This is a genomic window from Vogesella indigofera, assembly GCF_003633895.1.
GTDB lineage: Bacteria > Pseudomonadota > Gammaproteobacteria > Burkholderiales > Chromobacteriaceae > Vogesella > Vogesella indigofera.
This window is the reverse complement of record NZ_RBID01000001.1, coordinates 86,942-104,232: the sequence shown is the minus strand read 5'-3', so window position 1 is coordinate 104,232 and position 17,291 is coordinate 86,942. Positions and strand designations below refer to the sequence as shown.

The following is a 17,291-nucleotide window of genomic DNA, read 5'->3' as shown; positions in this document are numbered from 1 at the left end:
CGGGATTCCGGGGAGCGCTGCGAGGCCATGCCCCAGGCCCGGAAACGCAAAACGGCGCTCACCTGCTTTTCATTGAACGGCTCCGATCGGGCCGCTTCAGGATAACCCGTGCCGGGCACGGGATGCGCGGGTGAGCCATCCCTCCCGGCCTTCGTGACAAAGGAATACACGATGGCTGCATTCAACGACTATCTCGTTGCCGATATCAATCTGGCAGATTGGGGCCGCAAGGAACTCAATATTGCCGAGACCGAAATGCCGGGCCTGATGGCCACGCGCAAGGAATACCAGCACAGCCAGCCGCTGCGCGGCGCGCGCATCGCCGGTTCGCTGCACATGACGGTACAGACCGCGGTGCTGATCGAGACGCTGACCGCGCTGGGCGCCGAAGTGCGCTGGGCCTCGTGCAACATCTTCTCCACCCAGGACCACGCTGCCGCCGCCATTGCTGCGGCCAACATTCCGGTATTCGCGTTCAAGGGCGAGAGCCTGGACGAGTACTGGGAATTCAGCCACAAGATCTTCGAATGGCCGGAAGACCAGCCTGCGAACATGATCCTCGACGACGGCGGCGACGCCACCCTGCTGCTGATGCTGGGCAGCAAGGCGGAGAAGGACCTGGGCGTGATCGGCCACCCGACCAACGAAGAAGAAACCGCACTGTTCGCTTCCATCAAGCGTCATCTGGAAATCGACCCGCAGTGGTACTCCAAGCGTCTGCAGCACATCAAGGGCGTGACCGAGGAAACCACCACCGGCGTGCATCGCCTGTACCAGCTGGAAAAGGACGGCCTGCTGCCGTTCCCGGCCTTCAACGTCAACGACTCGGTGACCAAGTCCAAGTTCGACAACCTGTACGGTTGCCGCGAATCGCTGGTCGACGGCATCAAGCGCGCCACCGACGTGATGATCGCCGGCAAGGTTGCCGTGGTGCTGGGCTACGGTGATGTGGGCAAGGGCTGCGCACAATCGCTGCGCGGTCTGGGGGCCACCGTGTGGGTGACCGAAATCGACCCGATCTGCGCGCTGCAGGCGGCGATGGAAGGCTACCGCGTGGTACGCATGGATGAAGTCTGCGATCAGGCCGACATCTTCGTCACCACCACCGGCAACGTCGGCGTGATCAACCACGAACACATGAAGAAGATGCGTAACAACGCCATCGTGTGCAATATCGGTCACTTCGACAGCGAAATCGAAGTCGCCTCGCTGCGCCAGTACCAGTGGGAAAACATCAAGCCGCAGGTGGATCACATCATCTTCCCGGACGGCAAGCGCATCATCCTGCTGGCCGAAGGCCGCCTGGTGAACCTCGGCTGCGCCACCGGCCACCCGAGCTTCGTGATGTCCAACTCCTTCACCAACCAGGTGCTGGCGCAGATCGAGATCTTCGCCAACGAGCACAAGTACGACAACAAGGTGTACGTGCTGCCCAAGCATCTGGACGAGAAGGTGGCGCGCCTGCACCTGGAGCGCATCGGCGCCCGCCTGACCGAGCTGTCCGATGAACAGGCCAGCTACATCAGCGTGCCGAAAGACGGTCCATATAAGCCGGCACACTATCGTTATTGATATTTGATGTCCGGTTAAAACGGACAGGGCCGTAAAATGCCCTGTCCGTTTTTTTGTGCGGCCAACGTTGGCCGCATACCCCGTTAGCGGCGCCAGACCGACACGGGATGCCAGGGAAACCATCACCAACCTTGCCGCAAGAGCTTGCCATGACCGAACGTAACCGTACCTTCAGCTTCGAATTCTTCCCGCCGCGCACCCCGGAAGGCGTGGCCAAACTGCGTACCACCCGCCAGCAGCTGGCGCAGTTCAAGCCGGAGTTCTTCTCCGTGACCTTCGGTGCCGGCGGTACCACCCGCGACGGCACGCTGTCCACGGTGCTGGAAATCCGCAACGAAGGCTATGCCGCGGCGCCGCACCTGTCCTGCATCGGCTCCACCCGCGACAATATCCGCTCGATCCTGAACGAATACCGCAACCACGGCATCCGCCACATCGTGGCGCTGCGCGGCGACATGCCGTCCGGCATGGTCGAGGCCGGCGAGTTCCGCTACGCCAACGAGCTGGTGGCCTTCATCCGCGAAGAGCACGGCGACCACTTCCACATCGAAGTGGCGGCCTATCCGGAATTCCACCCGCAGGCCAAGTCCGCCGAAGACGACATCAATAATTTCGTGCGCAAGGTGAAGGCCGGCGCCAACTCGGCGATGACGCAGTATTTCTTCAACGCCGACAGCTATTTCCGCTTCGTCGACGAGGTGCAGGCGCGCGGCGTGGACATCCCGATCGTGCCCGGCATCATGCCGATCGCCAACTTCGGCCAGCTGTGCCGCTTCTCCGACATGTGCGGCGCGGAAGTGCCGCGCTGGCTGCGCCTGCGCATGCAGGCCTATATGGACGACAGCGCGTCGATCCGCGCGCTGGGGCTGGATGTGGTGACCGAGCTGTGCGACCGCCTGCTGGCCAATGGCGCACCGGGGCTGCACTTCTACACCCTGAACCAGGCCGGCACGGTGTCGACCATCTGGCAGCGCCTGGGCTTGTGAGCGCGGCCGCCGGCTGCGGCGTGATGGCACCATGAAAAACCGCAGCGCAGGCTGCGGTTTTTTCATGTGGCCGCGGCGCTGACGCAGCGATTGCGGCCCTGCGCCTTGGCCTGGCGCAAGGCGTGGGCCGCCTCGCCGATCAGGTCGTCGATGTCATCGTGGCGGCGCAGGTCCAGCGTGGCGCAGCCGACACTGACGCTGACAAAGCTGGATACCCGCGACGCCGGGTGTGGCAGCTGCAGCGCGGCGACCGCCTGGCGCAGCTGCTCGGCCACGGCGGTGGCTTGCGCCGGATCATGCTGCGGCAGCAGCAGTAGCATGGTGGCGCCCTTGATGCGCACCGCGAGGCCGGGGTGCGCGGCCAGCAGCGCCTGCAGCAGCTGTGCAATGCGCAGCAGGCAGTCGTCACCGGCCAGGTGGCCGGCGTGGCTGTTGTAGGCGGCGAACTGGTCGATGTCCAGCATCAGCGCCGACAGCGCCTGCTGGCGCAGGAAGGCCTGCTCGAACAGCTGCTGCTTGTCCTGTTGCAGGCGGCTGACGCTGGCCAGCCCGGTCAGGCCGTCGCAATGGCTCTGCGCCTGCAGCTTGGCGTTGGCCGCCGCCAGCTGCTGCGTCAGCGCCTCGTGCTGTTGCAGCTGCTGGTGACGCAGCAGCAGCCCGGACAGCTGTTCGGCAAACAGCCGCAGCAGCGTCAGTTCCTTGTCCAGCCAGTCGTGCTGGCGGTTGACCACCTCGCAGCCGAAGATGCCGTGCAGCGGCACCGTGTGATCGAGTGCGATCAGCACCAGGCCGCGGATGCCGTGTTCGGCCAGCAGCAGCCGTTCGCCGTGGCCGTCCGGCGGAATTTCTTCCAGCCGGCTGATGGTGAGCTGTGCCTGCTGTTGCAGCTGCGGCAGCAACCAGGGCGAGTGTTGTAGCGGCGCTTGCAGGTAAAAGCCGCCGTCCGGCGGCAGCTGCGCGTTTTGCCAGCTGATGTGCTGCTGCAGCGCCTGCCGCTCATCCAGCAGCAGCAGGTAGCAGCGGTCGACGCCGAGCAGGTGGCCAATGCGTGCCAGGGCGTCGGCGATGGCGTCGCGCTGTTCTGCCGGCGGCAGGCGCAGGAAGCTGTGCGACAGCTTGGCCAGCAGTTGCTGCGAGCGGGTCAGCTGGTCGAGTTCGGTGGTGCGCTGGCTGGCCAGCTCGCTGAGCTGTTCGCGCTGCTTTTGCAGCTCGTTGCCGCGCTGCTGTTGCTGCTGCAGCTGTTGCTGCCAGCCCTGGCGATAGCGTTGCAGCTGTTTGCCCAGCAGGCCCAGTTCGCGCTCGCCGTCGGCCAGCGGCAGCGGTTGTTCCTTGTGCAACTGGCCGACCAGCTGTTCCAGCGGGCGCAGCAGGTGGCGTTGCATGAAGTGGCGGCACAGCAGCAGCATCAGCAGCATGGTGGCCATCAGGCTGCCGGCGAACAGCAGGCTGCGCAGGCGCAGTTGCTGCAGCAGCTCCTGCTGGCCGAGGTGCAGGCGCAGGCTGGCCAGCGGCTGGTTGCCGGAGCGTTCGGACTGTACCGGGAAATCGCGGATCCACTCGCTGTGCGCCGTCGGGTGCAGCTGGCTGCTCTGGCGCTGGCCGAGGTTGGTGATCAACTCGACGCGGTTGACGCCGTCGAGCTGGTTGATGCTTTCCAGCAGTTGCTGGGTATTGTGCTGGTCGAGGTCCCAGACGCTTTGCGCCAGCACGCCGACGAAGCGTTGCTCCACCAGCGTGTGCAGCTGTGCCAGCCGCTGTTCGATGTCGCGCAGGCCGAGCAGGTAGTGGCCGCTGCCGCCGAGCGCACCCAGCAACAGCAGGCACAGCACGCCGCGCCATTGCAGGCGGCTGGATAAGGAGTTGGTAGCGGCCACTGCGGATCCCGTTTTGCTGACCAAGGTGTTCTGGATGATAGCGGAATGGCGCGGCGGCAGGAAATGCCCCCGCACGCGGCGGGGGCAGGGGGCTTACGGATTCAGGTGCGAGATCGGTAGCGAGGTGGTCTGCTTGAACTCCTTCAGCACGAAGCTGGACTTCACGTCCTCCACCCCCGGCTGCTGCAGCAGGTCGTCCATCACGAAGCGCGAGAAGTGCTCCAGATCCTCGAAGTACACCTGCAGCAGGTAGTCCATCTCGCCGGTCATCGCGTAGCAGTTGACCACTTCCGGCCAGCGCTGCACCGCGTCCATGAAGCCCTGCAGATGGGCGTTGCCGCGCTTTTCCAGCGTGACGCGCACGAAAGCCTGCAGGCCGAGGCCGATCTTGGCCGGATCCAGCAGCGCCACGTACTGGCGGATGACGCCGGAGTCCTCCAGTTGCTTCAGGCGGCGCAGGCAGGGCGATGGCGACAGGGCCACCTTTTCCGCCAGTTCCACGTTGGTCAGCCGGCCATTGGCCTGCAATGCGGCCAACATTTTTATATCTGTCTTGTCCAGGGGTGCCGTAGGCATGTTATCTCCTGATGATGGGTTTGCTCTGGAATATTGTTTTAAGTTTTTTGTTTTCTCGGCACTATATCGCAAGAAAATTGCGGTTGAGTTTACTTAGAATAAAGCGCCTGAGCCAGACATTTTACACGGTGGCGCCAGATCGCCGGATATTGTCTACATCATGCGGCCGCGACTGCGTCCGGCACGCAACGGCAAGCCAGCCGCCCGGCGCAGTCCAGGCGGCGGCACCACAGAGACAGCGTCGAGCACGACGCGCAAGAGGAGAGATGAATGAAAATGGAACATCAACTGATGAACCCACTGGCAACCGATGGCTTCGAGTTTGTCGAGTACACCGCCCCCAACGCCGAAGGCGTCGCCAAGCTGCAAGCGCTGTTCCTGTCGCTCGGCTTTATCGAGATCGCGCGCCACCGCAGCAAGAACGTCAGCCTGTTCCGCCAGGGTGACATCAACTTCATCCTCAACGCCGAACGCACCCAGCCGGCCTCCGAGTTCGCCACCGTGCACGGTCCGTCCGCCTGCGCCATGGCCTGGCGCGTCAAGGACGCCGCCCGTGCCTACGACTACGCACTGGCGCACGGCGCCAAGCCCTATGTGCGCCCGGTCGGCGCGATGGAGCTGAACATCCCGGCGGTGGAAGGCATCGGCGGCTCGGCACTGTACTTCGTCGACCGCTACGGCCACGACAAGGACATCTACGAGATCGACTTCGTGCCGCTGGACGGCGTCGACCAGCACCCGGTAGGCGTGGGCCTCAAGGTGATCGACCACCTGACCCACAACGTGATCCGCGGCAATATGGAGAAGTGGGGCTCGTTCTACGAGAACATCGCCAATTTCCGCGAAATCCGCTACTTCGACATCGAAGGCAAGCTCACCGGCCTGGTGTCCAAGGCGATGACCAGCCCCTGCGGCAAGATCCGCATCCCGATCAACGAATCGTCCGACGACAAGAGCCAGATCGAGGAATTCCTGAAGCAGTACAACGGCGAAGGCATCCAGCACATTGCGCTGACCACCGAAGACATCTACACCACAGTAGAAACACTGAAGGCGCGCGGCACCCGTTTCCTCGACACCCCGGACACCTACTACGCCAAGGTCGACCAGCGCGTGCCGAACCACGGCGAGGACCTGGCTCGGTTGCAGAAGAACAGCATCCTGATCGACGGCGCGCCGGTGGAAGGCATCCTGCTGCAGATCTTCACCGAAACCGTGATCGGGCCGATCTTCTTCGAGATCATCCAGCGCAAGGGCAACGAAGGCTTCGGCGAAGGCAACTTCCGCGCGTTGTTCGAATCGATCGAGGAAGACCAGATCCGCCGCGGCGTGCTGAAGGCCGATTGAGCGCGCTGGCGGCGTGACCGCCGCATCACCGCGTGAACGCATAGCAGCACAAGGTTGGCCGCAGCAGATTGCTGCGGCCAACGTGTATCGACACCGTTCCAGACGAGACCACCCACATGAAACTCGCCACCTACCAGAACAACACCCGCGACGGCCAGCTGATGGTCGTCAGCCGTGACCTCTCCCGTGCCGTCGCCGTACCGCAGATCGCCGCCACCCTGCAGCAGGCGCTGGACAACTGGGCACAGGCTGAGCCGCAACTGCAACAGGTCTACGCCGCACTGAACCAGGGCGAGGCCGCCGGTGCCGTTGCCTTCGACGCGGCGCGTTGCCACAGCCCGCTGCCACGCGCCTACCAGTGGGCGGACGGCAGTGCCTACCTCAACCACGTCGAGCTGGTGCGCAAGGCGCGCGGCGCCGAGGTGCCGGAGAGCTTCTACCACGACCCGCTGATGTACCAGGGTGGCTCCGACGCCTTCCTGCCACCGCGCTCTCCGATTCCGCTGCGCGACGAGGCGTGGGGGCTGGATTTCGAGGGCGAGGTGGCGGTGGTCACCGGCGACGTGCCGCTGGGTGCCGATGCCGCCGCGTGCGCCGCACACATCCGCCTGCTGATGCTGGTCAACGACGTCACGCTGCGCAACCTGATTCCCAATGAGCTGGCCAAGGGCTTTGGCTTCTTCCAGAGCAAGCCGGCGACCGCATTCTCGCCGGTGGCGGTGACCCCGGACGAGCTGGGCGACGCGTGGCAGGACGGCAAGGTGCACCTGCCGCTGCTGGTCGATTACAACAACGCCTTCTACGGCAAGCCGAACGCCGGCGTCGAGATGCAGTTCAGCTTTCCGCAACTGGTGGCGCACGTGGCCAAGACCCGCGAACTGGTCGCCGGCTCCATCGTCGGCTCCGGCACCGTGTCCAACCACGACCGCAGCGTGGGCAGCTGCTGCCTGGCCGAACAGCGCATGATCGAGATCATCGACAGCGGCGCCGCGATCACCCCGTTCATGAAGGTGGGCGACACGGTGCGCATCGAGATGAAGGATGCCGCCGGGCACAGCATTTTCGGTGCCATCGCGCAGACGGTGGTCAAGCATGGCTGACGCGGCCAACGTTGGCCGCACGCTGTACGGCTATTTCCGTTCCTCGGCCGCCTACCGCGTGCGCATCGCGCTGAACCTGAAAGGGCTGGCCTACGCCCAGGCACCGGTCAGCCTGCTGCGCGGCGAGCAGCGCAGCGCCGATTATCTCGCGCTCAATCCGCAAGGGCTGGTGCCGGCGCTGCTGGACAACGGCGTGCTGCTGACGCAGTCGCTGGCGATCTGCGAGTACCTGGACGAGGCCTACCCGGACAGCGCACGGCTGCTGCCGGAGGGCGCGGTAGCGCGGGCGCAGGTGCGCGCGGTGGCGCAGGCCATCGCCTGCGACACCCACCCGCTCAACAACCTGCGCGTGCTCAACTACCTGAAGACCGAGCTGGGGCAGGATGAGGAGGTGCGCAACGGCTGGTACCGGCACTGGGTGGCGACGGGCTTTGCCGCGCTGGAGCAGCAGCTGGCCGGCAGTGCCGGGCGCTACTGTTTCGGCGACACGCTGACGCTGGCTGACGTCTGCCTGCTGCCGCAGGTGTTCAACGCGCAGCGCTTTGCCATCGACATGGGCGCGTATCCCTTGCTGGCGCGCATTGCGGCCAACCTTGAGCAGGTGCCGGCGTTTGCGGAGGCCCATCCGTCGCGGCAGCCGGACGCGCAGTAAACTGGTAAAAACCGCCGTTTCGGCGGTTTTTTTCCGGAAAAGCCTTGACGCATAAATTCCGATCTGCTTTAATGCGTGCCTCTGATGCAGCACGCAAGTGCGCGGCAAAGAGGCCAATTAGCTCAGTTGGTAGAGCAACGGATTGAAAATCCGTGTGTCCTTGGTTCGATTCCGAGATTGGCCACCACTTTTCCCCTGCGCCAGATGTTTGGCCAATTAGCTCAGTTGGTAGAGCAACGGATTGAAAATCCGTGTGTCCTTGGTTCGATTCCGAGATTGGCCACCAAATATGAAAAGCCGCAATCCTTAACGGGTTGCGGCTTTTTGCATTGCCGGCCAGTCCGGCCGCGGAGCCGGGGCTCTTGCTGCGGTGTGGCGCAGCGCCGCCAGCGCGGCGGTGTCGAAAAAAAACGGCGCCGCAAAGGACGCCGTTATCGTTTGTTGCGCCGGCCTCAGGCCAGCTTCTTGATGTAGGCGGCGACGCCACCCAGCAGCATCTCGATCGAGATCGCGGTCAGCACCAGTCCCATCAGCCGCTCCAGCGCGGTAATCGCCTGTTCGCCGAGCAGTTTCTGGATCTTGCCGGAGAACAGGAACACCAGCAGCGTCACCAGCATGGTCAGCGTCAGCGCGCCTATCCATTCCAGCATCCGTTCCGGTTCGCGCGTCGACATCAGCAGCACGGTCGCCATTGCCGACGGCCCGGCAATCAGCGGCACTGCGATCGGCACGATGAACGGCTCGCCGCTCAGCTGGTTGCCGGCGTGGCCGTCGCCGCCGGGGAAGATCATCTTCAGTGCGATCAGGAACAGGATCACGCCGCCGGCCACGCGAAGGCTCTCGTCGGTGAGGTGCATCACTTCCAGGAAGCCGTTGCCGAAGAACATGAAGGTCAGCAGCACGCTGAAGGCGATGAAACACTCGCGGAACACCACGCGGCGGCGTCGCTCCGGCTTCACCTGCTTCAGTGCCGAGATGAACAGCGGGATATTGCCCAGCGGATCGGTGATCAGGATCAGCAGGATGGTGGCGGAGAGAAAGGATGTGTCCATGGCTGCCTCGGTGGGAAAGAATGGCAAAAGGGCGTGCGATGGATTATCGCACGCCCTTGCTTAGTGGCTACTGCCATGCCTTGTTACTGGCAAATGCTGTCGCATTATTCCTTGCGGTTGGAGCCGGCCACCAGCGGGAAGGCGTAGACGCGGCACTCCAGCGCGCCGTTGTACAGCAGCGGCCGCGCTTCGGCATTCAGGCGCATCAGGGCCGGCAGGCGGTTGTCGGCGGTCATCAGGTGCGCGGTCCAGCCGGCAAAGTTGCGTTTCAGCCAGGTCGCCAGCCGCGGGTACAGCTCGGCCAGCGAGTCCTGCTCGTCGAGGCGGATGCCGTACGGCGGGTTGCACACCAGCAGGCCGCTGGCGGCAGGCGCCTGCAGCTCGGTGGCGTCGCCGTGGCTGAGGCTGACCAGTGACTCCAGGCCGCAGCGCGTCAGGTTGTGGCGGGCAATCTCCACCATTTCCAGTGACGCGTCGTTGCCGTAGATCGCCAGCTTTTCCAGCGGCCGTACCGCCAGCTCGGCGTCGTTGCGGATGCTGTGCCACAGCAGGTCGTTGTGGGTGTTCAGCTTTTCAAAGGCAAAGTTGCGCAGGCGGCCCGGCGCGCGGTTGAGCGCGATGTCGGCGGCCTCCACCAGGAAGGTGCCACTGCCGCACATCGGGTCCAGCAGCGGCTGGCTGCCGTTGTAGCCGGCGCTGAGCAGGATGCCGGCGGCCAGGTTTTCACGCAGCGGCGCCTCGCCGGTCTCGTCGCGCCAGCCGCGCTTGAACAGCGCTTCGCCGCTGGTGTCGAGATAGATCTGCACGTCGAAGCCGGACAGGAACACGCGGATGCGGATGTCCGGACGGCGGGTGTCCACACTCGGGCGCTCGTCGTTCAGCGCACGGAAACGGTCGCAGATCGCGTCCTTCACGATCAGCGACACGTAGTCGATGCTGCGCAGGCGGGCGTGGCCGTCGGTCTTCACCTTGATGGTGTTGCTGATGTCGAACAGCGCCGGCCAGTCGATGCTCTTGGCCAGGGTGTAGATGTCGCGCTCGATCTGGAAGCTGCCTTGCGCCAGCTGTTGCAGCAGGCGGCTGGCGGTGCGCGAGTGCAGGTTGACCCGCATCATCACTTCCTGGTTGCCGGTGAAGTGCACGCCGCCGTCGGTCAGCTGCAGTTCGCTGCCGCCTTGCTGGCTGATTTCCTCGGCCAGCAGTTTTTCCAGGCCGCGCGGGCAGCTGGCGAACAGCGCCAGCTGGCCTTGCTGCAGGATGCGCGCTTGCGGCTTGGCGTACGGGGTGCGGCCAACGTTGGCCGCATCGCCGCGTTGCGGTGCGTTGCCGCGCGGTGCGTCGCTGCGTTGTGGCGCATTACCCTTGCCGAACAGCGTGCGCGGTGCCGGTTCGTCACGCGGCGCACTGCGCTCGCGGTCGAATCGCGGCTTGTCGTCGCGCGGCCATGGCTTGCGTTCCCCGTCGCGTGCCGGGCTGCTGCGATCAAAGGTGCGGTCACGCTGGAAGCCGCTCTCGCGCACGCCGCTTTGCTCGCCACGGGCATCAAAGGTGCGGTTGCGCTGGAAGCTGCCCTCGCGGGTTTCGCCGTAAGGGCGGTCGTCGCGGCGTGGGGCACGTTCGCCGCTGTCGTGTGCTTCGTCACGGCGTGGCGATTTCAGAAACGATTTCGGGCGGGCTGGCTCGGCGGCTTCGCGCGGCTCGGTGGCCGGAAAGCTACGCGGTGCGCTGTCGCCCTCGTCGCGGCGCGGCGTTTTCAGGAAGGATTTCGGACGTGCCGGCTCGGCCGGTTCGCGCCGTTCCGGTGCTTGGAAGTCCGGATGCGCCTTGCCGCGGATGCCGGCCACGCGGTCGCGGGTGTAGCTGCGCTCGCCGCTGGCGGCCGCACTGTCGCTGCTGCTTGGTGTCGCGGTGTTGTCTTGGCTGATCTTGCGGTTGCCGAACAGCACTTTCGGGGCGTTGCCCTCGGCGGCCGGACTGCGCGGTGCGCTATCGCGCTGGAAGCCACCTTCGCGTGGCGTGTCGCCACCGAAACGCGGTTTGTCGTCAAAACGCGGCTTGTTGAAGCCACCTTCGCGCGGTGCCTGCTCGCGGTCGCGCTGGAAGCCGCCTTCGCGGGGTTTGTCGCCACCGAAACGCGGTTTGTCGTCAAAGCGTGGCTTGTTGAAGCCGCCTTCGCGCGGTGCCTGATCTCGGTCGCGCTGGAAGCTGCCTTCACCCGGCTTGTCGCCACCGAAACGCGGCTTGTTGAAGCCACCTTCGCGCGGTGCCTGCTCGCGGTCGCGCTGGAAGCTGCCTTCGCGTGGCTTGTCGCCATCGAAACGCGGTTTGTCGTCAAAACGCGGCTTGTTGAAACCGCCTTCATGCGGTGCCTGGTCGCGGTCACGCTGGAAGCCGCCCTCGCGTGGCTTGTCGCCACCGAAGCGCGGTTTGTCGTCAAAGCGCGGCTTGTTGAAACCGCCGTCGCGCGGCGCCTGGTCGCGGTCGCGCTGGAAGCTGCCCTCGCGCGGCTTGTCGCCACCGAAGCGCGGTTTGTCATCGAAGCGTGGCTTGCTGAAGCCGCCATCACGCGGTGCCTGGTCGCGGTCGCGCTGGAAGCTGCCCTCGCGTGGCTTGTCGCCACCGAAACGCGGTTTGTCGGCGTCGAAGCGCGGCTTGCTGAAGCCACCGTCGCGTGGCTGATCGTCAGCGAAGCGCGGTTTGTCGTTGCCAAAGCGCGGGTCCTTGTCACGGGGGGCGCCGAAGCGACCTTCCTGCCGTGCATCGCCGGCGCGTGGTTTTTGCTGGAATGGTTTGTCGCCACGCGGGCCGGGCGGGGCATTGTTCCCGGCTGGTGGCGTGGCGCGCTCGGCGGTCGGAGTGGGCTGACGGCGTTGCGCGGCGCGCTGGCGGGAACGGAAGGTCGACATCTGAGGGTAATCCTTTCAAAACAATCCTCTATTCTAGCTGATTTCGCCGGCAACTTCTTGGTAGTCGCGGATGATTGGTTTACCATGGCCGGTTGGATTCGGATTGGATGATGCGATGACCTTGCAGTCGGCGTTTGCGGCGCGCCTAGTCGCCTGGCAGAAACAGCACGGCCGGCACGGTTTGCCGTGGCAGGTCAGCGATCCCTATCGCGTGTGGCTGTCGGAAATCATGCTGCAGCAGACGCAGGTGAGCACGGTGCTCGGCTACTACGCACGTTTCCTCGGGCGCTTCCCGGATCTGGCCACGCTGGCCGCTGCGCCGGTGGAAGACGTGCTGGCGCACTGGAGCGGCCTCGGCTACTACACCCGCGCCCGCAATCTGCACAAGGCGGCGCAGCAGGTGATGGCCGGCTTTGGCGGCGCGTTTCCGGCGCGACGCGAGGCGATCGAGACGCTGCCCGGCATCGGCCGTTCCACCGCGGCGGCGATTGCCGCCTTTGCTTTCGGCCAGCGTGAAACCATACTCGACGGCAATGTCAAACGGGTGCTGACGCGCTGTTTCGGCATCGACGGCTATCCCGGCGACAAGAAGGTGGAGGCGCAATTGTGGACGCTGGCGGAGAGCCTGCTGCCGGCCGCCGACGGCGACATGGTTGCCTACACCCAGGGGCTGATGGATCTGGGCGCCACCGTCTGCAGTCGCTCGCGCCCGGCCTGCGGCGTCTGTCCGATGGCGGACGGTTGCGTCGCCGCCCGTGACGGTCGCACCGCCGAGCTGCCGCAGCGCAAGCCGAAAAAGGTGCAGCCGCAGCGGGAGACGGTGATGCTGATCGCGCTGCACCAGGGACAGGTGCTGTTGCAGCGCCGGCCGCCTTCCGGCATCTGGGGCGGTCTGCTGTCGCTGCCGGAGTTCGAGTCCACGCTGGCGATTGCCGACTGGCTGGCGGACAACGGCGACGGCGAGTTGCTGCCGGTGTGGCCGGAATTGCGGCACGTGTTTACCCATTTTCGCCTCACCATCACGCCGCAGTGCGTGCCGCTGCAAAGCTTGGCCGCAAGCCATTGCGCCGAAGACGGCCATGTCTGGCTGCCGCTGGCGCAGGCGCTGGACGCCGGGGTGCCGACACCGGTACGCAAATTGCTGTTGCAGGCCTTGCAGTCGCCGGCAGGCGCCACCAATGATTAACCCCGATACGCCATCACAGGCAGGGTGAAAGACTAGACCATGGTTTCCGTTGTTCGATCTGTTGCCGATACGCTGGCCGATGCGGCCGATCCGGGGCGCTGGCTGGCGCAGCTGTCCAGTTCGGTCGCGCCCGACGACATGGCGATGCTGGAAAAGGCGTTTGCCGCGGCGCGCGAGCTGTACCGCGACAAGAAGCTGCCGCACACCGGGGAGGACGTATTCAGCCACGCGGTGGCGGCGGCGGCGATCGTCGCCGACCTCAACCTGCTGACCGACGCCATCGTCGCCACGCTGCTGTTCGCGGTGCCGGACTACCGCGCCGACTGGCAGGAGTGGCTGCCCAAGGCGTTCAACCGCACCGTGCTGACGCTGGTAGAGGGCGGCAACCGCGTGCGCCGCCTCACCGAGATCGCGCGCATCGACAGGTTTGCCACCCCGGAAGACAGCGCGCGGCAGGCGGAAACCATGCGCAAGATGCTGCTGGCGATGGTGGCCGACATCCGCGTGGTGCTGATCAAGCTGGCGTGGCGCACGCAGACCATGCACTACCTGCCGCAGTGCGACGAGGGCATCCGTCGCCAGATCGCGCGCGAGACGCTGGAGCTGTTCGCGCCGCTGGCCAACCGCCTCGGCGTGTGGCAGATCAAGTGGGAGCTGGAAGACCTCGGCTTCCGCCACACCGATCCGGACAACTACAAGAAGATCGCCAGGCTGCTCGACGAGAGGCGTCTGGAGCGCATCGACTACATCGAGCGGGTGCTGGACACCCTGCGCGGCGAGCTGCGCCAGGCCGGGGTCAAGGGGGACGTCGCTGGCCGGCCTAAGCACATCTTCTCCATCTGGAAGAAGATGAAGAAGAAAAAGCTCGACTTCTCCGAGCTGTACGACATCCGTGCGGTGCGCATCCTGGTGGAAAAACTGCAGGACTGCTACACCGTGCTCGGCCTGATCCACAGCATGTGGCAGCCGATACCCGGCGAATTCGACGACTACATCAGCAACCCGAAAGCCAACGACTACCGCAGCCTGCACACCGCGGTGATCGGTCCGGAAGACCGCGTGGTCGAGGTGCAGATCCGCACCTTCGAGATGCACGAGCACGCCGAATTCGGCGTTGCCGCGCACTGGCGCTACAAGGAAGGCGGCAAGGGTGACAGCCAGTACGAGGAGAAGATCTCCTGGCTGCGCCAGCTGCTGGACTGGCGCGAGGACATGTCCGGCTCCGACCGCGAGGGGCTGGCCGACGCGTTCAAGACCGAGCTGTTCGCCGACACCATCTACGTGCTGACGCCGCAGGGGCGGGTGCTGGCACTGCCGCAGGGCGCCACCGCCATCGATTTTGCCTACGCGCTGCATACCGACGTCGGCCACCACTGCCGTGGCGCCAAGGTCGAGGGCCACATCGTGCCGCTGTCGACGCCGCTGCAGAACGGCCAGCGCGTCGAGGTGCTGACCGCGAAGGAGGGCGGCCCGTCGGTGAACTGGCTGCACGAAGGCTGGGTCAAGAGCCATCGCGCCATCTCCAAGATCCGCCAGTACATCCGCCAGCAGAACCTCGACGCGGTGCGCGAAACCGGGCGCCACATCTTCGAGCGCGAACTGGCGCGCCATCCCGGGGTGCAGCCTAACCTGGCGCAGGTGGCGGAAAAGCTGGGCTACGACAAGCTGGACGAGGTCTACGCCGCGCTGGGCCACGGTGAGCTGGGTACCCGCGCCGTCAACCAGGCCTTCGTCAGCTTTGCGCCGCCGCCACCGCCGGACGTCAATCCGGAAGACATCGTGCGTCGCAGCCGCGGCGGCCACGACGCAGGCGGTGTGCTGATCGAGGGCGTCGGCAACCTGATGACGGTGCTGGCCAAGTGCTGCCGCCCGGCGCCGCCGGACAGCGTGGTCGGCTTCGTCACCAAGGGCCGCGGCATCTCCATCCACCGCAGCAGCTGCATCACGCTGAAGCGGCTGTCGGCGGACGTGCCGGAGCGGCTGATCGCCGCCGACTGGGGGGAGCAGAAAGGCAGCGTATTCCCGATCGACATCGACATCCTCGCCAGCGACCGCCCGGGGCTGTTGCGCGACATCTCCGACGTGTTCTCGCGCGAGAAGCTGAACGTGATCGGCGTCAACACCCTGTCACGCGAACAGAAGGCGCGCTTGCGCTTCACGCTGGAGGTGCGCCACGTACGCGACATCAGCCGCGTGCTGGCACACCTGATGGAAGTGCGCGGCGTGCAGGAAGCGCGCCGCGTGTAGCCGCCGGCCACACAGGTTGTCGTACCCGACAAGGTTGGCCGCAAGCGTTGCGGCCAACCTTGTCTTGTTTGCGGCGTTGGCAGCCAATGATCCGTCACCAGCTGCGCGCAATGCCCCAGCGGCAGTATGGTGGCCTGTTTCCGTGGTACAGGTAAGGTCAGGCCGCGGCCGGCGACAGCGCTGGCGCTTGCCGGGCACCGCGCTATCATGGCAAGCATGGGCCGCACTCCGGGCCGCAGGCGGCATGGCGGCCTGTTGCGTATGGCGGCATGACACAGGAGAGCAAACATGGCGACACCGCATATCGGCGCCGCAGCCGGCGATTTTGCCGACATCGTACTGATGCCGGGCGACCCGCTGCGGGCCAGGCTGATCGCGGAGACCTATCTGCAGGACGCGGTGCAGGTCACCAGCGTGCGCAACGTGTTCGGCTACACCGGCAGCTACCGCGGCAAGCGGCTGTCGGTGATGGCGCACGGCATGGGCATTCCATCGGCCAGCATCTACGCCACCGAGCTGATCAAGGACTACGGCGTGGGCACCCTGATCCGCATCGGCTCCTGCGGCTCGGTGGATGGCGCGCGCCTCGGGCTGCGCGAGGTGGTGATCGCCATGGGCGCCTGCACCGACAGCAAGGTCAACCGCATGCGTCTGCTGGATCACGACTTTGCCGCCATCGCCGACTTCGAGGTGCTGCGCACCGCGGTGGAGGTCGCCGCGCGGCTGGGCAAGCCGGTGCGGGTCGGCAACGTGTTCTCCACCGACCTGTTCTACGGTGTGCAGCCGCCGCTGCTGGACGTGCTCAGGGGCATGAATGTCAACGCGGTGGAGATGGAAGTGGCCGGTATTTACGGTGTTGCGGCGCAATATGGTGCCCGTGCGCTGGCCATGCTCACGGTGTCGGATGTGATTCCGACCGGGGAGGCGATGGATGCCGAAGCCCGCCAGAACAGCTTCCACGACATGATGGAAATCGCGCTGGAGACCGCGCTGCAGCTGGATTGAGTGGTGCCGGCTGCGGCATGTCGGCCACAGTTGGCCGCACTGTGGCGCAACTTATACTGCGCTGCACAAAAAAACTTGCAAAACCCGAATCGGGTCACCATAATCACAACTGCATCAGGACGTTGCATATCGTGTGCGTTTTGGTGTTGTCTCCTCCATCCTCCTTCTATAAGGTGGAACTTGGCGCGATCAGTCTCTTGGTTGCGCCCTTTTTTTGCCTGTTGTCCACATTCTGTTGCCGCGGCGGGTGTTTTTGGTCGCGATTCCTAGGCGAAAGCCAGCTTCGGTTTGACAGCGAAATAGTCTTGTAATAGACTCCGGAACTTTCAAGAATTACGATGGTAGAGTTCCATGAAGACCTTTTCTGCCAAGCCGCATGAGGTAAAGCGCGAGTGGTTTGTGGTCGACGCCGAAGACAAGGTGTTGGGCCGTCTTGCCGCTGAAATCGCACGCCGCCTACGTGGCAAGCATAAGCCGGAGTTCACTCCGCACGTTGATACTGGTGATTACATTGTTGTCGTTAACGCAGAAAAACTGCGCGTAACCGGTAACAAGGCACTGGACAAGAAATACTATCGCCACTCTGGCTACCCTGGTGGTATCTACGAGCGCAACTTCACCGAACTGCAAGACAAGTTCCCTGAGCGCGTTCTGGAGAAAGCCGTAAAAGGCATGCTGCCTAAGGGTCCGCTGGGTTACGCGATGATCAAGAAGCTCAAGGTTTACGCCGGCACCGAGCATCCACACACCGCGCAACAGCCTAAAGTGCTGGAAATCTGATCAGAGGC

The 17,291-nt window shown here is 64.8% G+C and carries 13 protein-coding genes, 2 tRNA genes and 1 riboswitch; of the genes, 11 read left to right on the top strand and 4 right to left on the bottom strand.

The features are described from left to right. The first annotated feature begins 3 nt into the window (after window positions 1–3). Window positions 4–67: riboswitch (S-adenosyl-L-homocysteine riboswitch) on the top strand. A gap of 104 nt (window positions 68–171) precedes the next feature. Continuing rightward, window positions 172–1,572 carry an adenosylhomocysteinase gene (gene ahcY, locus C8E02_RS00545; RefSeq protein ID WP_047966939.1) on the top strand — a complete coding sequence of 467 codons (1,401 nt, stop codon included), beginning with the start codon at window positions 172–174 and terminating at the stop codon, window positions 1,570–1,572. 149 nt (window positions 1,573–1,721) lie between these two features. Then, entirely contained in the window at window positions 1,722–2,558 is an 837-nt protein-coding gene (gene metF, locus C8E02_RS00540) for a methylenetetrahydrofolate reductase [NAD(P)H] (protein ID WP_120809243.1), read from the top strand. 62 nt (window positions 2,559–2,620) lie between these two features. Here metF and C8E02_RS00535 read toward each other — a convergent pair whose 3' ends face one another. After that, on the bottom strand, window positions 2,621–4,432 hold the full coding sequence (locus C8E02_RS00535) for a GGDEF domain-containing protein (protein WP_120809242.1): 1,812 nt from the start codon (window positions 4,430–4,432) through the stop codon (window positions 2,621–2,623). 93 nt (window positions 4,433–4,525) lie between these two features. Continuing rightward, window positions 4,526–5,008, bottom strand: a complete 483-nt coding sequence (locus C8E02_RS00530; RefSeq protein WP_047966942.1) for an Lrp/AsnC family transcriptional regulator — start codon at window positions 5,006–5,008, stop codon at window positions 4,526–4,528. Between the two features lie 270 nt (window positions 5,009–5,278). On the opposite strand from C8E02_RS00530, the gene hppD reads away from it, so the two are divergent. From hppD to C8E02_RS00505, 5 genes are all read left to right on the top strand, one after another. Beyond that, entirely contained in the window at window positions 5,279–6,355 is a 1,077-nt protein-coding gene (gene hppD / locus C8E02_RS00525) for a 4-hydroxyphenylpyruvate dioxygenase (RefSeq protein ID WP_120809241.1), read from the top strand. Window positions 6,356–6,471: 116 nt separating this feature from the next. Beyond that, entirely contained in the window at window positions 6,472–7,455 is a 984-nt protein-coding gene (locus C8E02_RS00520; protein ID WP_120809240.1) for a fumarylacetoacetate hydrolase family protein, read from the top strand. Then, window positions 7,448–8,107: a maleylacetoacetate isomerase gene (gene maiA, locus C8E02_RS00515; protein WP_120809239.1), complete on the top strand. Its 660-nt coding sequence runs from the start codon at window positions 7,448–7,450 to the stop codon at window positions 8,105–8,107. The genes C8E02_RS00520 and maiA overlap by 8 nt, the downstream gene beginning before the upstream one ends. 111 nt (window positions 8,108–8,218) lie before the next feature. Then, a tRNA-Phe gene (locus tag C8E02_RS00510) sits at window positions 8,219–8,294 on the top strand. A 23-nt stretch (window positions 8,295–8,317) separates the two neighbouring features. Next, a tRNA-Phe gene (locus C8E02_RS00505) sits at window positions 8,318–8,393 on the top strand. Between the two features lie 166 nt (window positions 8,394–8,559). Here C8E02_RS00505 and C8E02_RS00500 read toward each other — a convergent pair. Then, window positions 8,560–9,159 carry a MarC family protein gene (locus C8E02_RS00500; RefSeq protein WP_047966946.1) on the bottom strand — a complete coding sequence of 200 codons (600 nt, stop codon included), beginning with the start codon at window positions 9,157–9,159 and terminating at the stop codon, window positions 8,560–8,562. Between the two features lie 104 nt (window positions 9,160–9,263). Further along, window positions 9,264–12,065, bottom strand: a complete 2,802-nt coding sequence (locus tag C8E02_RS17480) for a THUMP domain-containing protein (protein ID WP_120809238.1) — start codon at window positions 12,063–12,065, stop codon at window positions 9,264–9,266. A gap of 115 nt (window positions 12,066–12,180) precedes the next feature. Here C8E02_RS17480 and mutY point away from each other — a divergent pair, with 115 nt between their 5' ends. The 4 genes from mutY to rplM all read left to right on the top strand — a co-directional run bounded on the left by mutY (window position 12,181) and on the right by rplM (window position 17,283). Then, the gene (gene mutY, locus C8E02_RS00490; protein ID WP_120809237.1) at window positions 12,181–13,251 is read left to right on the top strand and encodes an A/G-specific adenine glycosylase; all 1,071 of its coding nucleotides are present in this window, start codon (window positions 12,181–12,183) and stop codon (window positions 13,249–13,251) included. Between the two features lie 39 nt (window positions 13,252–13,290). Continuing rightward, window positions 13,291–15,498: a RelA/SpoT family protein gene (locus C8E02_RS00485; protein ID WP_120809236.1), complete on the top strand. Its 2,208-nt coding sequence runs from the start codon at window positions 13,291–13,293 to the stop codon at window positions 15,496–15,498. 288 nt (window positions 15,499–15,786) lie between these two features. After that, on the top strand, window positions 15,787–16,503 hold the full coding sequence (gene deoD, locus C8E02_RS00480) for a purine-nucleoside phosphorylase (protein ID WP_047966948.1): 717 nt from the start codon (window positions 15,787–15,789) through the stop codon (window positions 16,501–16,503). Between the two features lie 351 nt (window positions 16,504–16,854). Continuing rightward, window positions 16,855–17,283 carry a 50S ribosomal protein L13 gene (gene rplM, locus C8E02_RS00475; protein ID WP_047966949.1) on the top strand — a complete coding sequence of 143 codons (429 nt, stop codon included), beginning with the start codon at window positions 16,855–16,857 and terminating at the stop codon, window positions 17,281–17,283. The last annotated feature ends 8 nt before the right edge of the window (window positions 17,284–17,291 follow it).